Origin of the sequence: Sinorhizobium sp. 22678 (assembly GCF_052044265.1) — a bacterium.
GTDB lineage: Bacteria > Pseudomonadota > Alphaproteobacteria > Rhizobiales > Rhizobiaceae > Sinorhizobium > Sinorhizobium meliloti_A.
Map to the genome: position 1 here is coordinate 18,595 of NZ_JBQEMS010000020.1, position 19,607 is coordinate 38,201.

Annotated in this window: 17 protein-coding genes; 5 read left to right on the top strand and 12 right to left on the bottom strand. The window is 62.4% G+C overall.

Features of this window, described 5'->3' with window-relative positions:
* Positions 1-15 precede the first annotated feature (15 nt).
* The 8 genes from mgrA to ACTJKL_RS24325 all read right to left on the bottom strand — a co-directional run bounded on the left by mgrA (position 16) and on the right by ACTJKL_RS24325 (position 10,092).
* A complete protein-coding gene (gene mgrA, locus ACTJKL_RS24290) occupies positions 16-1,044 on the bottom strand; it encodes an L-glyceraldehyde 3-phosphate reductase (RefSeq protein ID WP_440854017.1) in 1,029 nt (342 codons plus the stop codon).
* 156 nt (positions 1,045-1,200) lie between these two features.
* Positions 1,201-2,334: a Gfo/Idh/MocA family protein gene (locus ACTJKL_RS24295; RefSeq protein ID WP_275597782.1), complete on the bottom strand. Its 1,134-nt coding sequence runs from the start codon at positions 2,332-2,334 to the stop codon at positions 1,201-1,203.
* Between the two features lie 16 nt (positions 2,335-2,350).
* On the bottom strand, positions 2,351-3,112 hold the full coding sequence (locus ACTJKL_RS24300) for a sugar phosphate isomerase/epimerase family protein (RefSeq protein WP_324761904.1): 762 nt from the start codon (positions 3,110-3,112) through the stop codon (positions 2,351-2,353).
* Between the two features lie 55 nt (positions 3,113-3,167).
* Positions 3,168-5,642 (bottom strand): beta-mannosidase, encoded by a 2,475-nt coding sequence (locus ACTJKL_RS24305; RefSeq protein WP_440854018.1) that lies wholly within the window; start codon positions 5,640-5,642, stop codon positions 3,168-3,170.
* Positions 5,643-5,733: 91 nt separating this feature from the next.
* Positions 5,734-6,819 (bottom strand): ABC transporter ATP-binding protein, encoded by a 1,086-nt coding sequence (locus tag ACTJKL_RS24310; protein WP_018095222.1) that lies wholly within the window; start codon positions 6,817-6,819, stop codon positions 5,734-5,736.
* Positions 6,820-6,825: 6 nt separating this feature from the next.
* Positions 6,826-7,764, bottom strand: coding sequence for a carbohydrate ABC transporter permease (locus ACTJKL_RS24315; protein ID WP_100673724.1), 939 nt, complete (start codon positions 7,762-7,764; stop codon positions 6,826-6,828).
* Complete coding sequence (locus tag ACTJKL_RS24320; RefSeq protein ID WP_100673725.1) at positions 7,757-8,665, bottom strand: carbohydrate ABC transporter permease; 909 nt, start codon at positions 8,663-8,665, stop codon at positions 7,757-7,759. Before ACTJKL_RS24320 ends, ACTJKL_RS24315 begins: the two co-directional genes overlap by 8 nt.
* Before the next feature lie 191 nt (positions 8,666-8,856).
* A complete protein-coding gene (locus ACTJKL_RS24325; protein ID WP_018095225.1) occupies positions 8,857-10,092 on the bottom strand; it encodes an ABC transporter substrate-binding protein in 1,236 nt (411 codons plus the stop codon).
* Positions 10,093-10,564: 472 nt separating this feature from the next.
* Between ACTJKL_RS24325 and ACTJKL_RS24330 the strand changes: the two genes are divergently transcribed.
* On the top strand, positions 10,565-11,626 hold the full coding sequence (locus tag ACTJKL_RS24330) for a LacI family transcriptional regulator (RefSeq protein WP_275598105.1): 1,062 nt from the start codon (positions 10,565-10,567) through the stop codon (positions 11,624-11,626).
* 108 nt (positions 11,627-11,734) lie between these two features.
* Here ACTJKL_RS24330 and ACTJKL_RS24335 read toward each other — a convergent pair whose 3' ends face one another.
* Entirely contained in the window at positions 11,735-12,001 is a 267-nt protein-coding gene (locus ACTJKL_RS24335; protein ID WP_275597780.1) for a hypothetical protein, read from the bottom strand.
* Between the two features lie 220 nt (positions 12,002-12,221).
* On the bottom strand, positions 12,222-13,652 hold the full coding sequence (gene gnd / locus ACTJKL_RS24340) for an NADP-dependent phosphogluconate dehydrogenase (protein ID WP_440854019.1): 1,431 nt from the start codon (positions 13,650-13,652) through the stop codon (positions 12,222-12,224).
* A 428-nt stretch (positions 13,653-14,080) separates the two neighbouring features.
* Here gnd and ACTJKL_RS24345 point away from each other — a divergent pair, with 428 nt between their 5' ends.
* The 4 genes from ACTJKL_RS24345 to ACTJKL_RS24360 all read left to right on the top strand — a co-directional run bounded on the left by ACTJKL_RS24345 (position 14,081) and on the right by ACTJKL_RS24360 (position 17,384).
* The gene (locus tag ACTJKL_RS24345) at positions 14,081-15,499 is read left to right on the top strand and encodes an alanine/glycine:cation symporter family protein (RefSeq protein WP_100673729.1); all 1,419 of its coding nucleotides are present in this window, start codon (positions 14,081-14,083) and stop codon (positions 15,497-15,499) included.
* A gap of 82 nt (positions 15,500-15,581) precedes the next feature.
* A complete protein-coding gene (locus tag ACTJKL_RS24350; RefSeq protein WP_440854020.1) occupies positions 15,582-16,499 on the top strand; it encodes a DUF6597 domain-containing transcriptional factor in 918 nt (305 codons plus the stop codon).
* A gap of 104 nt (positions 16,500-16,603) precedes the next feature.
* Positions 16,604-17,047, top strand: a complete 444-nt coding sequence (locus tag ACTJKL_RS24355; RefSeq protein ID WP_275597777.1) for an SRPBCC family protein — start codon at positions 16,604-16,606, stop codon at positions 17,045-17,047.
* The gene (locus tag ACTJKL_RS24360; protein ID WP_127711086.1) at positions 17,031-17,384 is read left to right on the top strand and encodes a VOC family protein; all 354 of its coding nucleotides are present in this window, start codon (positions 17,031-17,033) and stop codon (positions 17,382-17,384) included. Before ACTJKL_RS24355 ends, ACTJKL_RS24360 begins: the two co-directional genes overlap by 17 nt.
* Before the next feature lie 234 nt (positions 17,385-17,618).
* Here the strand turns inward: ACTJKL_RS24360 and ACTJKL_RS24365 are convergent, their stop codons facing one another.
* Complete coding sequence (locus ACTJKL_RS24365; protein ID WP_100673788.1) at positions 17,619-18,542, bottom strand: lipid A biosynthesis lauroyl acyltransferase; 924 nt, start codon at positions 18,540-18,542, stop codon at positions 17,619-17,621.
* Positions 18,543-18,553: 11 nt separating this feature from the next.
* Positions 18,554-19,582: a zinc-binding dehydrogenase gene (locus ACTJKL_RS24370; protein ID WP_018095235.1), complete on the bottom strand. Its 1,029-nt coding sequence runs from the start codon at positions 19,580-19,582 to the stop codon at positions 18,554-18,556.
* Between the last annotated feature and the right edge of the window lie 25 nt (positions 19,583-19,607).

Genomic DNA, 19,607 nt, shown 5'->3' on the forward strand with positions numbered 1-19,607 from the left:
TGCATTCGAACCGATTCAGAGCTCGGCGGATCTGGCCCAGAGATTGACGTCGGCCTCGCGTGCGTAAAGGTCGATTTCGCTCAGTTCCTCTGATGTGAAAGCGTCGTTTTCCAGCGCCTTGACGCAATCGACGATCTGTGCGGAACGGCTGGCGCCGATCAGCGCCGAGGTGATGCGGCCGCCGCGCAGCACCCAGGCGAGTGCCATCTGAGCGAGCGTCTGGCCGCGCCGTTCGGCGATCGCGTTCAGCTTGCGGATATTGTCGATGATCCCCGGACGGATGAAATCCTTCTTGAGGAAGTGGTTCTGCGCGGCGCGGCTGTCCTCGGGAATGCCGCTCAGGTACTTCGTCGTCAGCATGCCCTGCGCGAGCGGCGAAAAGACGATCGAGCCGATGCCGAGCTCCTCCAGCGTGTCGACGAGGCCGTCGTCCTCGACCCAACGGTTAAGCATCGAATAGCTCGGCTGGTGGATGAGACAGGGCGTGCCCATCTCCTTCAGGATCGCCGCCGCCTCGCGGGTACGCTGCGAGTTGTAGGACGAGATGCCGACATAGAGCGCACGCCCCGAACGGACGATGTGATCGAGCGCACCGCAAGTCTCCTCGAGGGGCGTTTCCGGATCGAAGCGATGGGAATAGAAGATGTCGACATAATCGAGCCCCATGCGTTTGAGGCTCTGGTCGCAAGAGGCGACAAGATATTTCCGGCTGCCCCACTCGCCATAGGGGCCGGGCCACATGTCATAACCCGCCTTCGACGAGATAATGAGTTCGTCGCGCAGGCCGGCGAAATCGGTGCGCATGATCTCGCCGAAGGCGATTTCGGCCGAGCCGGGCGGCGGACCGTAATTATTCGCCAGATCAAAATGGGTGATGCCGAGGTCGAAGGCCGTGCGGCACATGTCCACCTTGCGGTCGTGCGGCGTGTCGCCACCGAAATGGTGCCAAAGACCGAGCGAAATCGCCGGGAGCTTCAAGCCGCTCCGGCCGCAGCGATTGTACTTCATCTTCTCGTATCTGTTTTCCGCCGGTTTCCAGGCCATGACTCATGTTCCTCGTTCGCTTCGGTGGCGTTGAATACCCCTCCCCACGAGGGTCCTCAAGGGGCAGCAGATCGATGAAGGGCCCCTTGATCCGCCTGGCGGCCCCTTCTCGCCATCAAAATGGGAGAAGGTGGCGGCAGGCGGATGGCACCCGGCTCAGCGCAGCAATGCCTGCGCCTCTTCAATGCCGAGCGCCGCCGGCTGGGTGCAGGTTGTCGACAGCGTGACGAAACTTCCCTCCTCGCCGGATTTGAGGATCGACACCATCACGTCGACACCGTGCAGCGTGCGTTCCAGCGAGCAGCGGGCATCGCGCCCCTTGAGGATTGCGTCCGCCATATCCGCGAGCCCCGCCGTCCGATAATTGGCGATCGGGCCGAGCGGATGGTCCCAATTGTTGACGGCGAAGGGGTGTTCCCACATTTCGAGCGGCTGGATGTCCTTATTCCGCCCGCTCGCCTCGACCGTGCCGCCGAAGAAATTCGGATCCGGAACGAAGAGCGAGCCTTCGGTGCCATAAAGCTCCATATTCGCATGACGATGCGACCAGACATCCCAGCTTGCCGAAAGCGTGATGGTTGCGCCGTTCTGGAACTCGAGCAGGGCGTGAATGTTGGTGGGTGTCTTGACCGGGATAACCTCGCCGTTTCTGGGTTCGCTGGTGATGGTCCGCGTCGTGCTCGCCATGGAGGAGAGTGCGCCGACCCGTTTCACCGGTCCGATCAGGTTGATCAGGTTTGCGATGTAATAGGGTCCGAGATCGAGAATCGGCCCGCCGCCCGGCAGGAAGAAGAAGTCCGGATTCGGATGCCACATCTCCATGCCCGGGCTCATGACATGACATGTACCGGAGGTGACCTGCCCGATCTTGCCGGCGTCGATATAGGCGCGGGCAAGCTGGTGCGCCCCACCCAGGAAAGTGTCCGGTGCGCAACCGACCGTCAGCCCCTTTCCGGTGGCAATTCTCCTTAGCTCCTCCCCCTGCTCCAGCGAGAGCACAAGCGGCTTTTCGGAATAGACATGCTTGCCGGCTTCCAGAATGGCTTTCGAGACCGGAAAATGCGCCTCCGGGATCGTCAGATTGACGACGATGTCAACTTCCGGATTGGCGAGCAGTGCATCGATGCTCTGCGCAGTCACGTCGAATTCGGCGCCGCGTGCTTCCGCCGCCGCCGGATTGATGTCGGCACAGGCGGCGATCCGAATGCCCTTGAACAGTGGAGCAAGCTTGAAATAGGTCGTGGAGATATTGCCGCATCCGACGATGCCGACACCAAGTTCTTTTGTCATGGGAGTTTTCCGTCGATCAGTAGGATTGAATCGAAGCCAGCGAGCGCTTGGCGAAACGCCTGAAGTCGCTGGGATTGTCGTGTTCGGCGACAAAATATTTGGCCGAGGTTCTGGAAAGCGCCTGGATCAGTGCCTTCCAGTCGAGCGTTCCCTCCCCGACGTCGGCCCAACCATCCTCGTCCGCATTCTCGCCCTTGGGCGCGATGTCCTTGACATGGACGGCCGTGATGCGGGTCGGATATTTCGAGATCCAGGCGAAGGGGTCTCCCCCGCCGCGCACGATCCAGGCGATATCCGCCTCCCAGGAAAGGTCCGGGCCGCCGGCGAAAATCTGGTCGAGCGGCACCGAGCCGTCGGCGAGTGCATGGAACTCGAAGTCGTGATTGTGCCAGCCGAAATCGAGCCCGGCGTCGCGGAACGGCTTGCCGGCCGCCTGCAGCCGTGCCCCGAATGCTCGCCATCCGCCCGCATCCATCGGGCGCTGGTCCGGCATCAGGTAAGGGCAATAGATAGCGCGAATGCCGAGCGCCTCGGCTATCTCGAGCACGCGGGGCGCGTCGCTCTCCAGCATATCCAGGCCGAAATGCGCGGTCGGCATGGAGAGGCCGTTACGATCGAGCCCGGCCTTGAAATCGGCGATCTCCGCATCCGAGAGGGCCGCGTAAAGGGCTCCGTAGCCTTCCACCTGTGTGTAGCCCGCGGAGCCGATAGCAGAGAGGACTTCGGCAAAAGGCGGGAAATTGCGGGCGCTGTAGAGCTGGAAGCTGACGTCTTTCATGGAAATCTCCTGGTGGTCGTTGGACGGTTGCCTGGGAGTGCGCGTAAAATGGGGCTCACCCTTTTCCCTGGCAGGATTCGAGATCGTAGGCGCTGAAGCGTGGGCTCACGCCCGCGTCGACCGGCAGCCTTGGCGTGAATCGGATCGATTTCGTCTCGCCGGCGGTCAGATCGAAGGCATTGTCGGAATAGCGTCCCTCGACATCGGCCTCGATCATGACGTGCAGCGCCAGCCCGGCGGCCGTTACGGCGATATCGAAGGCCCCGTCCGGCCGAGGCGCCGTCTCGATGGTCAGTCCGGAAGGCACGAGATCGAGCGCTTTATAGGTACCGTGGACATAGTGTCCTTCGCCCGTTGCCCCGTTCGAAGCTTCGAAAGACCAGAAGAGCAGCGTGTCGGGTGGAATATCCTTCGCGGCGATGGTCACGAGCGTCGACGCGCGATCGGCCGGGCACGTCCCCGCGGCGGCGAGCAGCGGCTGCCGAGTGCCCTCGAGCGAAACCAGGAACGCCTGCAACTCGACCGTCACCGGCTCGGCCGTGTCGTTCACCATCGAGAAGGCGATTTCCCGCCCATCCGCGGAGGGAATTGCGGCAACGGCAACCGGCTGGAAGAAGCGGCGCGCCATGTAGTGCATCGCCTTCCAATGTCCGCCATAGTCGAGGCTCGACCAGGACGCCACCGGCCAGGTGTCGTTGAGCTGCCAATAGAGCGTGCCCATGCAATGGGGCTTCAGCGACCGCCAGTAGTCGACGGCCGTCCGGATCGCCAGGCCCTGCTGGATCTGGCTCAGATAGACGAAGCTCGGAAAATCCTTGGGGAACCGGAAGTAGCGGAACATGGTGCCGGCGATGCGTTCGTTGCCGCCGGCATTCTTCTGATGCGTCTCCATCACCGGCGAGGCGATGTTGAGGTCGCGCGTTTCGGCGAACTGCCGGATGACCGGCATCGAGGTGTAGGACTGGAATCCGAATTCCGAGCAGAAGCGCGGCCGCACGGTGCGGTAATTGTCGAAGGACTTGTTCTCGTGCCAGACGGACCAGTAGTGCATGTCGCCGGCCCCGTCGGCGTGCCAGGCGTCGCCGAAATCGAGGTATCCGACGGAGGGGCTGGACGGCCACCAGATCGCTTCCGGGCAGGCCTGCTTCATCGACGCCTCGACCGTCCGGTTCAGGCGGTCGTAGGAGACCAGATAGCGGTCGCGATCCCTGCGGCTCTCCTCGAACCAGGTAAGCGCGCCGACAAGCTCGTTGTCGCCGCACCAGAGCGCGAGGGACGGATGGGTCGAAAGCCGCCTGACCTGATAGTCCACTTCGGCCGCAACGTTCTCCAGAAAATCCGGCGTCGACGGGTAGAGATTGCAGGCGAACATGAAGTCCTGCCAGACGAGCAGACCGAGCCGGTCGCAAAGATCGTAGAACCAGTCGGGCTCATAGAAGCCGCCGCCCCAGACGCGGATCATGTTCATGTTCGCGTCCACCGCCGAGCGGAGAAGGTCCTCGACACTTTCGGGCGTGACGCGCGACATCAGCGCATCCGCCGGTATCCAGTTGGCCCCGCGGCAGAAGATCTCCCGGCCGTTTACCCGGAAGGCGAAGCGGCTTCCCGCCTCGTCCTTATCGGTGACGAGCTCGATCGTGCGGAAGCCGATCTGCCGCGTGACGATTTCGCCGGGCACCTCCACCTTGAGGGTCGAGAACGCCTGATCGCCGCTGCCGGCCGGCCACCAGCGCCTGGGCTCCTGCACCGTGAAGACATGGGTAAGGCGCGTTTCCCCGGCGCCGACCGCGCAATCCAGTCGTTCGCGCACGCCGTCGAGCATGAAATGGACCGGCACGATACCGGGATCGCGGGCGAAAAGCTGGACCGTCACCTGCAGATCGACGCAGCCGTCATCCAGCCACATCTGGCGCGTGGTGACATGTTCGATGCGAGCCGTTTCCAGCCGGCAGAGCGCCAGCGAGCCGTAGATCCCGAGCGGCGCGATGGCGATATTCCAGTCCCAGCCGAAATGGCATTGCGGCTTGCGCAGCATGTTGCCGTTGGCGATCGGCGAATTGCCGTCATGGTAGGGCACGTAGAAGGGTTGCGCCGCCTGCCGCCGCGCTCCCTCGGCAATTGCCGAATGGAGCACGATGCGGATGCGGTTCTCGCCGGCGACGATCGCGTCCGATACGTCGGGCCGATAACGGCGGAAGCAATTCTCGGACTGCAATACGCGCTCATCGTTGACGTAGACCGAGGCCACCGTGTCGATGCTTTCGAAGTCGAGATACCATCCCCCGTTCAGATCGTCGGCATCGATGACGACGGTGCGCTCGAGCACCCAGTCTTTCCGGGCGACCCACTGGATATCGGCCTCGTTTCGGCCGCGATAGGGATCGGCGATGATGCCGGCTCGCTGCAACGCGCTGTGCACGTCGCCCGGCAGCGCGATCGTCAGGGCGTGGCTGTTGTCGGCGGCGGCAAGCAGCCAATCGCCGGAAAGGTCGATACGGATGGAATCGCGGTTCGGGGTTTCGGAAGGCATTTCCATGATCCATTCGTGCACCGGGCGGCCTGCACCGGCGCCGTTTCATCGATACGGACCGAGTCTGTATCCCGGTCCCCTTCTCGGCTCGTCAGAGGCGGTTTTCACTCTCGGCGTCGAAGATCGACGCCACGCCCATGTCGAAGGTAAGGCGCACGGTGCTGCCCGGCGGGTAGCGCCTCTGGCCGGCAATCCGCACCGACATGGATTGGCCGGCAAATGTCAGCCATAGGAGGTTGTCGGCCCCCATCGGTTCCTCGATGTCGACGACCGCCTGGTGCGCCGGCTCGCCGTCCCTCGCCTCATCGACCTTCACGTGCTCCGGCCGCAGACCGAGAACGACCTTCCGGCCGGGCTGCAGCCTGGTGTGCGCCGGATAGTCGGTCACGTCGAAAGCGATGCCTCCGACCCGAACGAAGCTGCGTCCGTCCTTTGCCTCCACCTCGCCCCGGAAGAAATTCATCGAGGGCGAACCGATGAAGCCGGCGACGAAGAGGTTCTCCGGGGCGTTATAGATCGTCATCGGATCGGCGAGTTGCTGGATCACGCCGCTTTTCATGACGGCGATCCGGTCGGCCAGCGTCAGCGCTTCGATCTGGTCATGGGTGACATAGATCATCGTGTTCTTCAGCGACTGATGCAGGCGCTTGATCTCCACGCGCAGTTCGGAGCGAAGCTTGGCGTCGAGGTTCGACAGCGGCTCGTCGAACAGGAAGACGTCGACATCGCGCACCAGCGCCCGGCCGATCGCCACACGCTGCCGCTGACCGCCGGAGAGCTCCGAGGGTTTGCGCTTGAGCAGCGGCTGGATCTGCAGGATCTCCGCGGCACGCGTCACGCGCTTGTCGATTTCGGCCGGCGGGATCTTGGCGACCTTCAAGCCGAAGGAGAGATTCTTCTCGACGGTCATTTGCGGATAGAGCGCATAGGACTGGAACACCATGCCGATGCCGCGGTCCTTCGGCTCCTCCCAGGTGACGTTGCGGTCCTTGATGAAGATCTGCCCGTCGGAGACGTCGAGCAGCCCAGCAATGCAATTGAGCAGCGTGGACTTGCCGCACCCGGATGAGCCGAGCAGGACGAGAAACTCCCCGTGATCGATGTCGAGATTGAGCCTGTCGAGCACGGTGACGGCGCCGAAATTCAACGACAGATCCCTGACAGATACGCTTGTCATGCTTGCTTATCCTTTCACTGCGCCGGCTGCGATGCCGCGGACGAACAGGCGGCCGGAGACGAAGTAGACCGTCAACGGCACGAGGCCGGTCAGGATCGTGGCCGCCATGTTGACGTTGTATTCCTTCACGCCCTGAACCGAATTGACGATGTTGTTGAGCTGAACCGTCATTGGGTAGTATTCCGGCCGGGTGAAGACCACGCCGAAAAGGAAGTCGTTCCAGATCCCGGTCACCTGGAGGATCATCGCAACCACGAAGATCGGCAGTGACATCGGCAGCATGATCTTGAAATAGATCGTCCAGAACCCGGCGCCGTCGACGCGTGCGGCCTTGAAGAGCTCCTCCGGCAGCCCAGCGAAATAGTTGCGGAAAAGCAGGGTCAGGATCGGCATGCCGAAAATCGTGTGCACGATGATGAGGCCGGTCAGCGTCCCATAGACGCCCATTTCTCTGAGCACGATCACGATCGGATAGATCATCACCTGGTAAGGGATGAAGGCGCCGACGATAAGGATGGTGAAGAACAGATCGGCGCCCTTGAACCGCCAGTTGGCGAGCGCGTAGCCGTTCACGGAGGCGATTGCGATCGAGATGATCACGGACGGCACGGTGATGCGCACCGAATTCCAGAAGCCGCGGGAAAGCCCGTCGCAATTCAGTCCGGTGCAGGCCTCCGCCCAGGCCTTCACCCAGGGCTCGAAAGTGATCTCGAGCGGCGGAGCGAAGATGTTGCCGACGCGGATCTCGGGCATGCCCTTGAGCGAGGTCACGATCATCACGTAGAGCGGCAGAAGATAGTAGAGCGCCACGACGATCAAAGTGCCGTAGACGATGATATTGCGGCGGGAGAGCGTCCTGCGCGGCTTTCTGCCGCGGGGGCCGGCCACGAGTCCGGGAGCAGTCTCGTAAGCCGCGGCCATGCTGTTATTTGCGATGTTATCCACGCTTGCGGCCTCCTCCGAACTCCAGATATGCCCACGGCACGATGATGATCGCGACAGTCACGAGCATCATGGTGGAGGCGGCAAAGCCCTGGCCCAGGTTCTGCGCCTGGAACATGTAGTCGTAGACGTATTTGGCCGGCACTTCGGAGGCGATCCCCGGGCCGCCGCTCGTCTGCGCCACGACGAGGTCGTAGACCTTGACGATGCCGCTCGCGATGATCACCAGAGTGGTGATGAAGACGCCGCGCATCATCGGGATGATGATCAGCACATAGGTTTTCCACATCGGGATGCCGTCGACCCTCGCCGCTTTCCAGATGTCCTCGTCGATCCCACGCAGCCCGGCGAGCATCAGGCACATGACGAGGCCCGTTCCCTGCCACAGTGCGGCGATGAGAATGCCGTATATGACGATGTTCGAGTTGTAGAGCGGGTCGAAGGAGAAGCTCGTCCATCCAAGTGACCTGACGATCGACTGGATCCCGTATTGCGGATTGAGCAGCCATTGCCAGACGAGGCCGGTGACGATGAACGACAGGGCGAACGGATAGAGCATGATCGTCCGGAACGTGTTCTCGAAACGGATCTTCTGATCCATCAGGGCGGCCAGCACGAAGCCGATCACCAGGCTGAAAATCAGCGAGAGGCAACCGAAGACCGCCAGGTTCTGGATCGAGACCAGCCAGCGGGGCGCGGCCCACAGCCGCTCGTACTGGTCGAAGCCGACAAAGGCGAGCCGCGGCAGGAGCTTGGAATTGGTAAAGGAGTAGACGACCGTCCAGGCCGTACCGCCCACGAAGATGACCAAGGCCGTGAGGATCATCGGGATAGAGGCGATCTTCGCATTCAGGTTTCGCAGCCACTGGTTCGGCCGCGCCGAACCACGTGTTAGACCTGTCATGTTTCCTCCTCCGAACTGCAAAAGGTTTTCACGTAATCGGGCACCTGCGGCAATGCGCCGGCGGCTGAGGCCCGTTTGCCTCCCTCGCCCGCCACGCCTGCGCCGACAAAATCAGCGCAGGCGGCGCGTTTTCACCGTGCTCCCGGCGAGGGAAGATCAGCCCCGTCAAAGTGCGGGGCCTGGAGCGCCGCTCAATCCGCAGCCGCGATGATGTCGGCGAAACGCTTCTGCGCATCTTCCGGCGTCATGGAGTGGTTCGCGAAGAACTCGGAGAAAAGGTCCTCCTTCTGCTTCTGGCTGTCGGCCGACAGAAGCTGGTCCGTGCCCTGGATCACATTGCCCTTTGCGAGGATATCGAGCCCCTTCTTCATGCAGTCGTTCGCGGCCGCAAGATCGACGTCCCCGCGTACCGGCAGAGAGCCTTTCTTCAGATTGAAGGCCACCTGAGTTTCCGGCTTGAGCAAGGTCGACGCCAGCACTTCCTGCGCCTTCGACTTCTCCTCGTCCTCCAGAAGCGGGAAGTAGAACGCATCGCCGCCGGTCGAGATCACCTCGTTGACGCCGAGACCCGGAAGGCAGGTGTAGTCCACGCCGGCTTTCTGACCCGCAAGCTGGAACTCGCCCTGGGCCCAGTCCCCCATGATCTGCCCGCCAGCCTTGCCGGTGATGACCATGTTGGTCGCCTGGTTCCAATCCTGGACGTTGGTGCCCTTCGACATGCGGCGGGCATCGTCGGCAGCCTTGAAGACTTTGGCGATTTCAGGCCCGGCTGCCACTTCCTCGTCTTTCTGGGCGAAGACTTTCTCGAAGTTCTCCTTGCCGGCGATCGCAACCATCAGCACGTCGAAGGCGCCCGCCGCCTGCCACGGCTGGCCGCCAACGGCGAGCGGAACGATTCCGGCCTTCTCGAGCGCCGGGGCCGCAGCGACGAACTCGTCCCAATTCTTCGGAACTTCGACGCCCGCCTGCTTGAAGGCTGCATTCGAAAGCCACAGCCACTGCCAGGAATGGATGTTGACCGGCGCGCAATAGATCTTGCCTTCGATCGTGCAGGAGTCGAGCAGGCTCGAGGGCTTCACGACTTCCTTCCAATTCTCCTTGGTGGCGATGTCGGTGAGATCGCGCATCAGGCCCGCCTGCACCAGCTCTTCCGCCTGACGGCCGTGGTTGAACTGGGTGGCGGCCATTGGGTCACCGCCGGTTATGCGGCTGATCATGATCGGGCGTGCGGTACCCCCGGAACCGGCGATCGCACCGTCGACCCACTTGTTGCCGGTCGCATCGAAAGCTTTCGCCAGCTCGGCAACCGCCGCGGCTTCACCACCCGAAGTCCACCAATGCGTGACCTCGAGATCGGTCGCGTTGGCAGCGCCGAATGGCAAGGCAGTGGCTGCGCCCAAAGCGGCAGCTAGAAAACGCAATTTCATGAGTGTCCTCCCTCACTGTAACGTTGCCGGAAAAACTTAGTTCAAAGATTTTCTCTGCGCAACACCTACAACGGGCAATTCACGACAAATGCACAAATACAATCTCAGGTAGGGATAACCTGTAGGCGGAACGCCTGTCGGGAGGCAAGAAATTCGACGGCAAATTCGTGATAATCTCCCTGATTTCGTGCGTTTTCCCAGATCTCTCATCTCGGCGTAACCTTTCATGGCTTCCCATACGCCACATCGACGCTCTCCGCAGCGCAACTCAACCTGAGGGTTACGCCCTTCGCATTGCAGCAACGAAAATGCTCGACATCGCTCCTGTATCGTTACAGATTTTGGGTTGAACTCAGGCGTAGACGGATGTGGCCAGCAGCCGTAGTTCGTATATAAGGCGGGGCGACGCGGCCTCCGGTTGAAGGGTAGCGACGAGGGCCGCGATTCAGGAGAGCGGATTGGCGTGACGGGCATGGATGGCAAGACGAAGAACAGAGCGACGACGGCGCCGCCGGTCGAAGGCGGCAGACCGACCCTTAAGACGATCGCCTTCATGACCGGGCTCGGTGTTACCACCGTCTCGCGTGCCCTGAAGGATGCTCCGGACATCGGTGCGGAAACCAAGGAGCGCGTCCGCCTGGTAGCAAAACAGATCGGTTATCAGCCCAACCGGGCGGGCGTCCGCCTCAGAACGGGCAAGACGAATGTCATCAGTCTCGTGCTGACGCTGGAGGAAGAGATCATGGGCATTACCAGCCCCATGGTCATCGGCATCACCGAAATTCTCGCCGGCACGCAATACCACCTGGTCGTGACGCCTTACAGTTCGGCCAAGGATCCGCTCGGCCCGATCCGCTACATTCTCGATACCGGCGCGGCGGACGGGGTGATCATTTCGCGGACCGAGCCCAACGATCCGCGGGTAACGCTTCTAACCGAGCGCCACCTGCCCTTCGCCACCCATGGGCGAACCAAAATGGGGCTGATCCATCCCTATCACGACTTCGACAATGAACGCTTCGCCTACGAGGCGGTCCGAAAGCTCGTCGACCGCGGCAGGCGGCGGCTGGTGCTCCTCGAACCGCCGCCGAATCTGACCTTCCATTCGCACATGCGCACCGGCTTCGAGCGGGGCCTGAAAGACTTCGGCGCGGAAGCGGTAAGCTTTCACCAGGTCAACATCGACCACAGCCTGGTTGCCATCCGTGATGCGTTCGAGAAGCTGATGCGTTCCCCCGATGCCCCCGACGGCGTGGTGTCCGGCAGCGGTTCCGGCGCGATCGCGTTGATTGCCGGGATCGAAGCGGCAGGCAAGAAGGTCGGGGAGGACGCCGAAATGGTGTCGAAAGTGCCGAGCGACTTCCTGCGCTGGCTGCGCCCGGAAGTCATGACGATGTATGAGGACATCCGCATTGCGGGGCGCGAGCTCGCAAAGGCTGTGATCGGCCATATCGAAGGCCACCCCCCAGATACGCTTCAGAGCCTCAGCCAGCCGGAATTCCAGCCGCCGATGGCGAGGTCGGCGGTATCATAGATCTGCCGTGCCTGTTGCAGCCACCCCTGATTCCTGGGCCTGCCATAGGGAGCCGACCCGCCGAAAACCTCGCGTCAAGAGAACGCTTCCGCGCCGACGCAGCAGGGCTCAAATCCTCGCGGCCGGCCAGTACTTGTCGTCGGTAAAATCGCTTGGGACGGGATTGAGCTGCTCGAGCTTTCCGGCGACGAAATCGATCTGCATCTTCAGGTACCGGATTGGCCCCGGGATAGGCGCGCCCGTTGCCAGACTCCGCACCCGCCACTGCTCATAACCGGCCGCCTTTATGCGTCTCTCCGCCTCGTCGCGGATGGTCATCGATCCGGCGGCCGTGACCTCCGCCGCCTTGCCCCCTTCGATCACTGTGAATTTCATGCCTGCCTTCTCGAATGGCTCCCTTATTGAGATCTTAGACGCCGGAGCTTGCCTGGACTTGTCGCCGGATCGCGATGATTTAAGGTCGGTTCGACCTAAAATCACGACCGTGATCGATTCATAACAAGTTGAGACGCTGGATGCCGGCGGAAAACCGCACACACTTTTCCTCGCCCCGCTTTAGAGGGGCGGCCATCCGCCCCTCTAAACTCATGCGAATTCAAGCGTTCAGGCCGCTGCCCCACGGACCGTGATGGCTGTCTGCGCCATCGATACGGTCGAAACCGTGGGCGCCGAAGAAGTCGCGCTGCGCCTGGATGACATTGGCCGTGCCGCGGCCGCGGCGGTAGCTGTCGAAATAGCCGAGCGCCGAGGCCAGCGCAGGCACCGGAAGACCGCCGAGGACGGCCGTCGAAACCACCCGTCGCAATGCACCATCGCTCTCCTTGACCATGGCAGCGAAAGCCGGGGTGACGATCAGGTTCGCCGCATCCGGTGCCTTGGTGAAGGCGGTGGTGATCTCGTCGAGGAACTGCGAGCGGATGATGCAGCCGGCGCGCCAGATCTTTGCGATCGTAGGCATCGGCAGGTTCCAGCCGAACTCCTTCGAAGCCGCCGCCATCACTGCGAAGCCTTGCGCATAGGCGCCGATCTTGGCGGCGAGCAGCGCGTTTTCCAGGTCCTTGATGAAAGCGTCCCTGTCGGCCACCTTGATTTCGCCGACCGGCGGCAGACCGAGAACCTTCTCGGCGGCTTCCCGCTCTTCCTTCGCCGAGGAGATGCTGCGGGCTGCGACCGCCGCTTCGATTGCGGTCGCCGGCACGCCCATGTTCTGCGCCTCGATCACCGACCACTTGCCGGTGCCCTTCTGACCGGCCTTGTCGAGGATCATATCGACGATGGGATTGCCGGTCCGCGGATCGGCGGCCTTCAGGACCTTCTCGGTGATTTCGATCAGGTAGGAGTTGAGCCGGCCCTTGTTCCAGGCACCGAAGACCTCGCCGATCTCCTGTGCCGTCATCTTCAATCCGTCACGCAGGATGCCGTAAATCTCGGCGATCATCTGCATATCGGCATATTCGATGCCGTTGTGGATCGTCTTGACGAAGTGCCCCGCCCCGTTCTCGCCGAGCCAGGCGACGCAGGGGTCGCTATCGTATTTCGCAGCGATCGAGGTCAGAACTTTCTCGACGCGACGATAGGATTCTTCCGTGCCGCCGACCATGATCGAGGGCCCATGACGGGCGCCTTCCTCGCCACCGGAGACACCCATGCCGATGAAGGTGAGGCCCGAATCCTTCAGGCCCTCGAAACGGCGCATCGTGTCGCGGAAATTGGCGTTGCCCGCATCGATCATGATGTCGCCCTTGGCGAGATGGGGTTTCAGGGCCTCCATCTGCTGGTCGACCGGATCGCCGGCCTTGATCATGATGATGATCGGACGCGGCGGGCGGATCGCGGCGACGAATTCTTCGATCGTTTCGCAGGGAACGATCTGGTCCTTCAGCGCGCCGGCCTCAGCATAGAATTTGCGCGTCGCGTCGACCGTGCGGTTGAAAACGGCGATCCTGTTGCCTTTTTCAGCGATGTTGAGCGCCAGGTTCGAGCCCATGACTCCGAGACCGATTAGGCCGATTTCCGCCTGTGACACGTGATTGCCTCCATTGGACAGGGAGAGCCGGCCACGGCGCGCAATCGCGCGCGTGCCGGCCCTTCGAATTGATCTGCGCGTGTCTGTCACCCCCAGAAAATCAGGGACCGACGGCACGCGGCGGCGGAGGCTGTTTTGGCATTCAAATCGATTTACGACAAGCCGTTCCTGACAAAATCAAACCTTTTCCGGCCCCTGTTCGACGCCGTGAACACGCGCCGGAAGGCACCCTCTACATCCTCATTCTACATGCGTCCGAAGCGAATCCACGGGATATATCGCCTCCTGCCCCGTGTTCTGCCCGATCCAGCCCCGTAGAGCCTTGATCTAAGTCGAGTTTGCGCCCTAATGCCGCAGAACACGTCCGAGTCCCCGCGCGACGGGAATGGGGCCGGCGCAACCTCCAATGCAATAGGAGCGAGGACCGTATGGAAACGATCATCGGCTTTCTGAACACGATCTTCTGGGGCTATGTGCTCATTTATGGTCTGCTTGCGGTCGGCCTCTATTTCACGGTCCGGCTCGGCTTTCCCCAAATCGTTCATTTCGCCGAAATGTTCCGGGTCTTAAGCCGCGGCGGCAGCAAGGATGCGGCCGGGATCAGCCCCTTCCAGGCGCTTATGGTCAGCCTCGCCTCACGTGTCGGAACCGGTAACCTCGCAGGCGTTGCGGTCGCTCTCTATCTCGGCGGACCCGGCGCGACCTTCTGGATGTGGATCGTGGCGTTCGTCGGCATGGCGACCGCCTATGCCGAGAGCGCGCTGGCTCAGCTGTACAAGATACGCAACGAGGACGGGCAATATCGCGGCGGGCCGGCTTTCTATATCGCTCGCGGCCTCAATGCGCCCTGGGCGGCCACGATCTTCTCGGCCTGCCTTATCCTTTCCTTCGGTCTCGTGTTCAACGCCGTTCAGGCAAACTCGATCGCCGATGCGGTCGAAGGCGCCTTCGGCGTGCCCAAACTCGCAGTGGGCGTGGCCGTTGCGCTACTCTCCGGCGTGGTGATCTTCGGCGGCATCCGCCAGATTGCCCGCGTCGCCGAGATTGTCGTCCCCTTCATGGCCGCGGCCTATCTGCTCACGGCCGTCTACGTGCTGATCGCAAATGCCTCGGCGGTGCCGGGCGTACTCTGGACGATCATCTCGAGCGCCTTCGGTTTTCAGGAAGCGGCCGGCGGCATCACCGGCGGGATTGCTGCGGCGATGCTCAACGGCGTCAAACGCGGCCTCTTCTCGAACGAGGCGGGCATGGGTTCGGCTCCGAATATCGCAGCCGTGGCGACGCCTGTACCGCACCATCCCTCGTCGCAGGGCTTCGTGCAGTCCCTGGGCGTTTTCATCGACACGATACTGATCTGCACCGCGACATCGGTGATGATCCTGCTTTCGGGCACGCTGGAACCCGGCTCCGGCGTCACCGGGACACAGCTCACACAGGCAGCGATGAGCACGCATATCGGCTCGGCCGGGACCTATTTCATCGCCATCGCGATCTTCTTCTTCGCTTTCACCTCGATCATCGGCAACTATTCCTACGCCGAAAACGCGCTGACCTATCTCGGCGGGGGCAACCGACTCGGGCTTATGATCATGCGTTGCGCCACGCTGGCGATGGTCGTCTGGGGAGCCTACGAAAGTATCAGCACCGTTTTCGACGCGGCCGACGCCTCCATGGGACTGATGGCGACGATCAATCTCGTCGCGATCCTGCTCCTTTCGGGGACCATCGCAAAGCTGACGAAAGATTATTTCGAACAGCGCAAAGCGGGCGCCGTCCCGGTTTTCCACGCGGCCGATTATCCGGAGCTGCAGGGAAAGATTGATGGCGAGATCTGGTCGCGCGATTAGGGACAGGGCGGGACCGCCGAGGCATTCCTTGCCTCGGTGAGAGGGCATTGACCGCGCGGGTTCGCCAGCGCAAAAAAGGGCAATGGGAACGTCCTGCCCGGCATACCACAAAGACGCTGGCGCCGCCGACCGGCTCCAGCGGGAGGTTGCGACCGGCTGTCCAGGCGTCGATAGGCCGAGGCTCTGCCCTCCCGCGCTCGCCCAGACGAGCGGAATCTACCGCGAGCAGTCGCCCCCTGCGGCGCTCGCCTCCTACTTCAAATGCCTCTGGCTGCACCGCATGCCCGACGGCGCCCCCTCGACCATCGCCGTCGTCCCGGACGGTTGCAGCGACATCATCTGGTCGTCGAAGGGGCTGGCCATCGTCGGTCCCGACAGGGTCGCCGCCTTTCCGAAGCTTCCTGCCGGCGAAACCATCATCGGCGCTCGGTTCCGGATCGGCGCGGCGGCGCCGTGGTTACGCGCGCCGCTCCGCGAAATCACCGGCCAAACGGTGCCGCTCCATCTCGTCTGGGGTCCGGCTGCGAACGAAATCGAGGCGCGGATGCGCGAAGCAGCGAGCACGCCGGAGCGGCTCGGCGTTCTTGCTGCGGCTCTGCTTGGACGCCTATCCGCCGGCGCCGAGCCTCCGCCGCCGGACATTGCGGCTTGCGTCGCACATCTTCAGGTCGACCGGCTGACCTTAGACGATCCCGTCCGGACCCTTGTCCGCGAGATCGGTACCAGCGAGCGGACATTTCGCCGTCTGTGCCACGAGCATCTCGGCTACGGCGCAAAGACCCTCGACCGCATTCTGCGCCTGCAGCGCTTCCTGGCCGCCTGCCGCGCGCGGCCCGGGGACACGCTGGCAAACATTGCTGCCGATGCCGGCTATGCCGATCAGGCCCATCTTGCCCGGGAGGTAAGAGGGCTCACATCTTTCACGCCGCGCGAAATCCAGCGACAGTTGGCCGCGCGCTTCGGCCTTGGCCGGGTTGAGAATTCCCACATAACAGACTGAGTCAAAAGACTATTAGGTGCATGGGCCCGTCGGCGGCAAGGTTGGCCGTTTCGTTCAAGACCGTTGCCCGGAGCAATGCTATAAATTCCAGGACGGAGGAACGCATGGCGACGATGACGGCCCGGATTATCCACACCTCGATCGAGCGCGACTGGCGCGAGGTCTATGCCTTCATGGCAGACCACGAGAAGATGCCGCTCTGGGCGACCGGTCTCTCCTCCGGGCTCACGCGCGACGGCGACGAGTGGATCGCACCCGGGCCTCTCGGCAATGCCCGCGTCCGCTTCGTCGCCGACAACGAATTCGGTGTGGTCGACCACCTCGTGACACTCGATAACGGCGCGCGCGTCCACAATGCGCTTCGCGTCGTGCCGAACGGCGACGGCGCGGAAGTCATGTTCACCCTGCTCAGGCAGCCCGGCATGACCGATGCGCAATTCGCCGATGACGCGGCCTGGGTCGAAAAGGATCTTGCCGCGCTCAAATCCATCCTGGAAACCGGTAATCACAAGCAGGAAGGCGGCAAAGCCAATGGCCAGCAAAGGTAACGACAAACGCATCGACTATGTCGAGTTCAATGTGACGGATATCGCCGCGAGCAAGGCCTTCTACGGCAGCGCCTTCGGCTGGACCTTCACGGATTACGGCCCGGAATATTGCGAGTTCGCCGACGGGCGGTTGACGGGCGGTTTCACCACACTTGGTCCGGTTCGCAGCGGCGGTCCGCTCGTCATCATCTATGCCGACCAGATCGAGGACGCTCAGCGACGGGTCGAAGCCGCAGGCGGCAAGATCCTGAAGCCTATCTTCACCTTCCCGGGCGGCCGGCGGTTCCATTTTGCCGACCCCGATGGCTATGAGCTGGCGGTGTGGTCGGCGCAGTAGCCGTAAGCCTGTTCATTCGCCGAAGCGGATGAACAGCGCGCCGACGAGCCCGAAGACGACGATGCACTGCAGGATGAACATCGGCCATTCCTGTGCCATCTCGTTTCCTCCTTCGGCTGACGCCGTCACGGTTCTCTTCGCGCATGCCCGGCGCACTCGAGACAATCCCTAAATCGGCACCGATTTAAGGAGGCGGCAGCTTCCGAGGGGAAAGATGTCCGTCAGGAGACCGGCTCAAATCGTCCGCTTGATGTGCCAGCGGTCATGATACCAGAGCCACTGGCCCGGATATTCGCGAACCCAGCTCTCGACCTTGTCGTTCAACATCTGCGCCGTTGCCGTGACATCGACGCTGCCGTCGGCCCTGCGGGGGATTTCGACCGCCGGCTCGAGCTCCAGCCGGAAGCGGTTGCCGGGCAGGCGAATGCAACGGGCCGGATAGACCTCGCAATTGAACTGGCGGACGAGCTTGGCAAGCAGCGGGTTCGTCTGCACGGGCTGCCCGAAGAATTTCGTCTTCAGGCCCTTGCGGAATTTCTGGTCGACGAGCACGCCGACTCCGCCGCCCCGTTCGAGCTGCCTGGCAAGGGCGAAGGAGGAGCCGGCATGCGACGGCACGAGGTTGCCCATGCGCTCCTTGCGGAATTCGAATACCCGATCGGCGAGATAGGGATTGTTCGGCGGCCGGAAGAGCACCGTCACGTCGAGGCCGAAAGCCGAGCCGGCAACCGGCAGCATTTCGAAATTGCCGCTATGGGCCGTGAAGACGATGAACGGCCGCGGATTGTCTCGCAGCTCCAGGAAGAGCGGGATGCCCGAAACCTCAACCCTGCCCGGCTCCGCGCGCGCCGGATCGAAGTCGAAGAGCTGATCGAGGAACACGTATTCGGCGGCGAGCCGCCCCATATTGCCCCAGCTTTCGAGCGCGATCGCCGCGATCTCGGCATCGCTTTTCTCGGGAAAGGCATTGCGCAGATTGATCAGCGTCAGCTTGTGACGACCGGTTTTCGGCCCTATCCAGCGGGCAACGCGATCCATGAAGTTGATCGCCATGTCCGGGGGGAAAAGCTTCAGTATCGTGAGAAGCAGCAGGACGAACTGCGCGATCGACCATTGACGGAAACGATCCGCAGCAAGCACCAGCCGTGTGATCAGCATCCGCACGAAGATCAATCCATCCGCAACACGATCTTGCCGAAGATCTGACGCGACTCCATACGCTCCAGCGCACGGTCGATATCGTTGAGCCCCACCTCGGTATCGATCACCGGGTGAACGAGCCCGCGCCCCATCTTCTGCATGGCGTTCGCCATGTTCTCCATGCGGCAGCCGAAGGAGCCGAGCAGTTTCAGCTGCTGTTGAAACAGCATCATCAGGTTCATGTCGGTCGAAACGCCGGAGGTCGAGCCGCAGGTCACGAGGCGCCCGCCCCGCTTCATCGACAGCATCGAGCCCGCCCAGGTATCCTTGCCGACATGTTCGAAGACGACATCGACGCCCTTTTTCTTCGTCAGCTTCCGCACGACGCCTTCGAAACGATCGGTCCGGTAATTGATGACGTGGTCGGCACCGAGAGCCTTCGCCCTGTCGATCTTGTCGTCCGATCCGACTGTGGTGATGACCGTGCAGCCGATCTTCTTGGCGAGCTGGATCGCGGCCGTGCCGATACCGGATCCGCCCGCATGGACGAGGATCGTCTCGCCGGGTTCGAGCCTGGCGTTGTCGAACAGCATGTGCTCGACGGTACCGAAGGTGACCGGCGCCAGCGCCGCGCCGATTTCATCGACACCCGGGGGTGCAGGCACCAACAGGCGCGCCGGAAGGTTGACCTTCTCCTGCGCGAAGCCGTCCAGATGGAAGCCATGGACGCCTCCGACATGTTCGCAGAGATTGTCGCGCCCCTCGCGGCACGGGCGGCAGAGGCCGCAGGTACGCGCACCGTAGATCGAGACGAGCTGGCCGGGGAGCACATTGGCGACGCCCGGACCGATGCTCTCCACCACGCCGGAGGCTTCCGCGCCGATGACGAGCGGCATCTTGCGCTTGGCGAAAGCCATGCCGCGCCAGCCCCAGACGTCGATATGATTGAGCGCGACCGCCTTGACCCGCAGCGTCACCTCGCCAGGACCGGGCGCCTCCGGCTCCGGCAGATCGGTGATTTCAAGCTTGCGGTCATCGAGCAATTGCAGGGCGCGCATGGTTTTTCCTTTGCGGCAGGCAGGT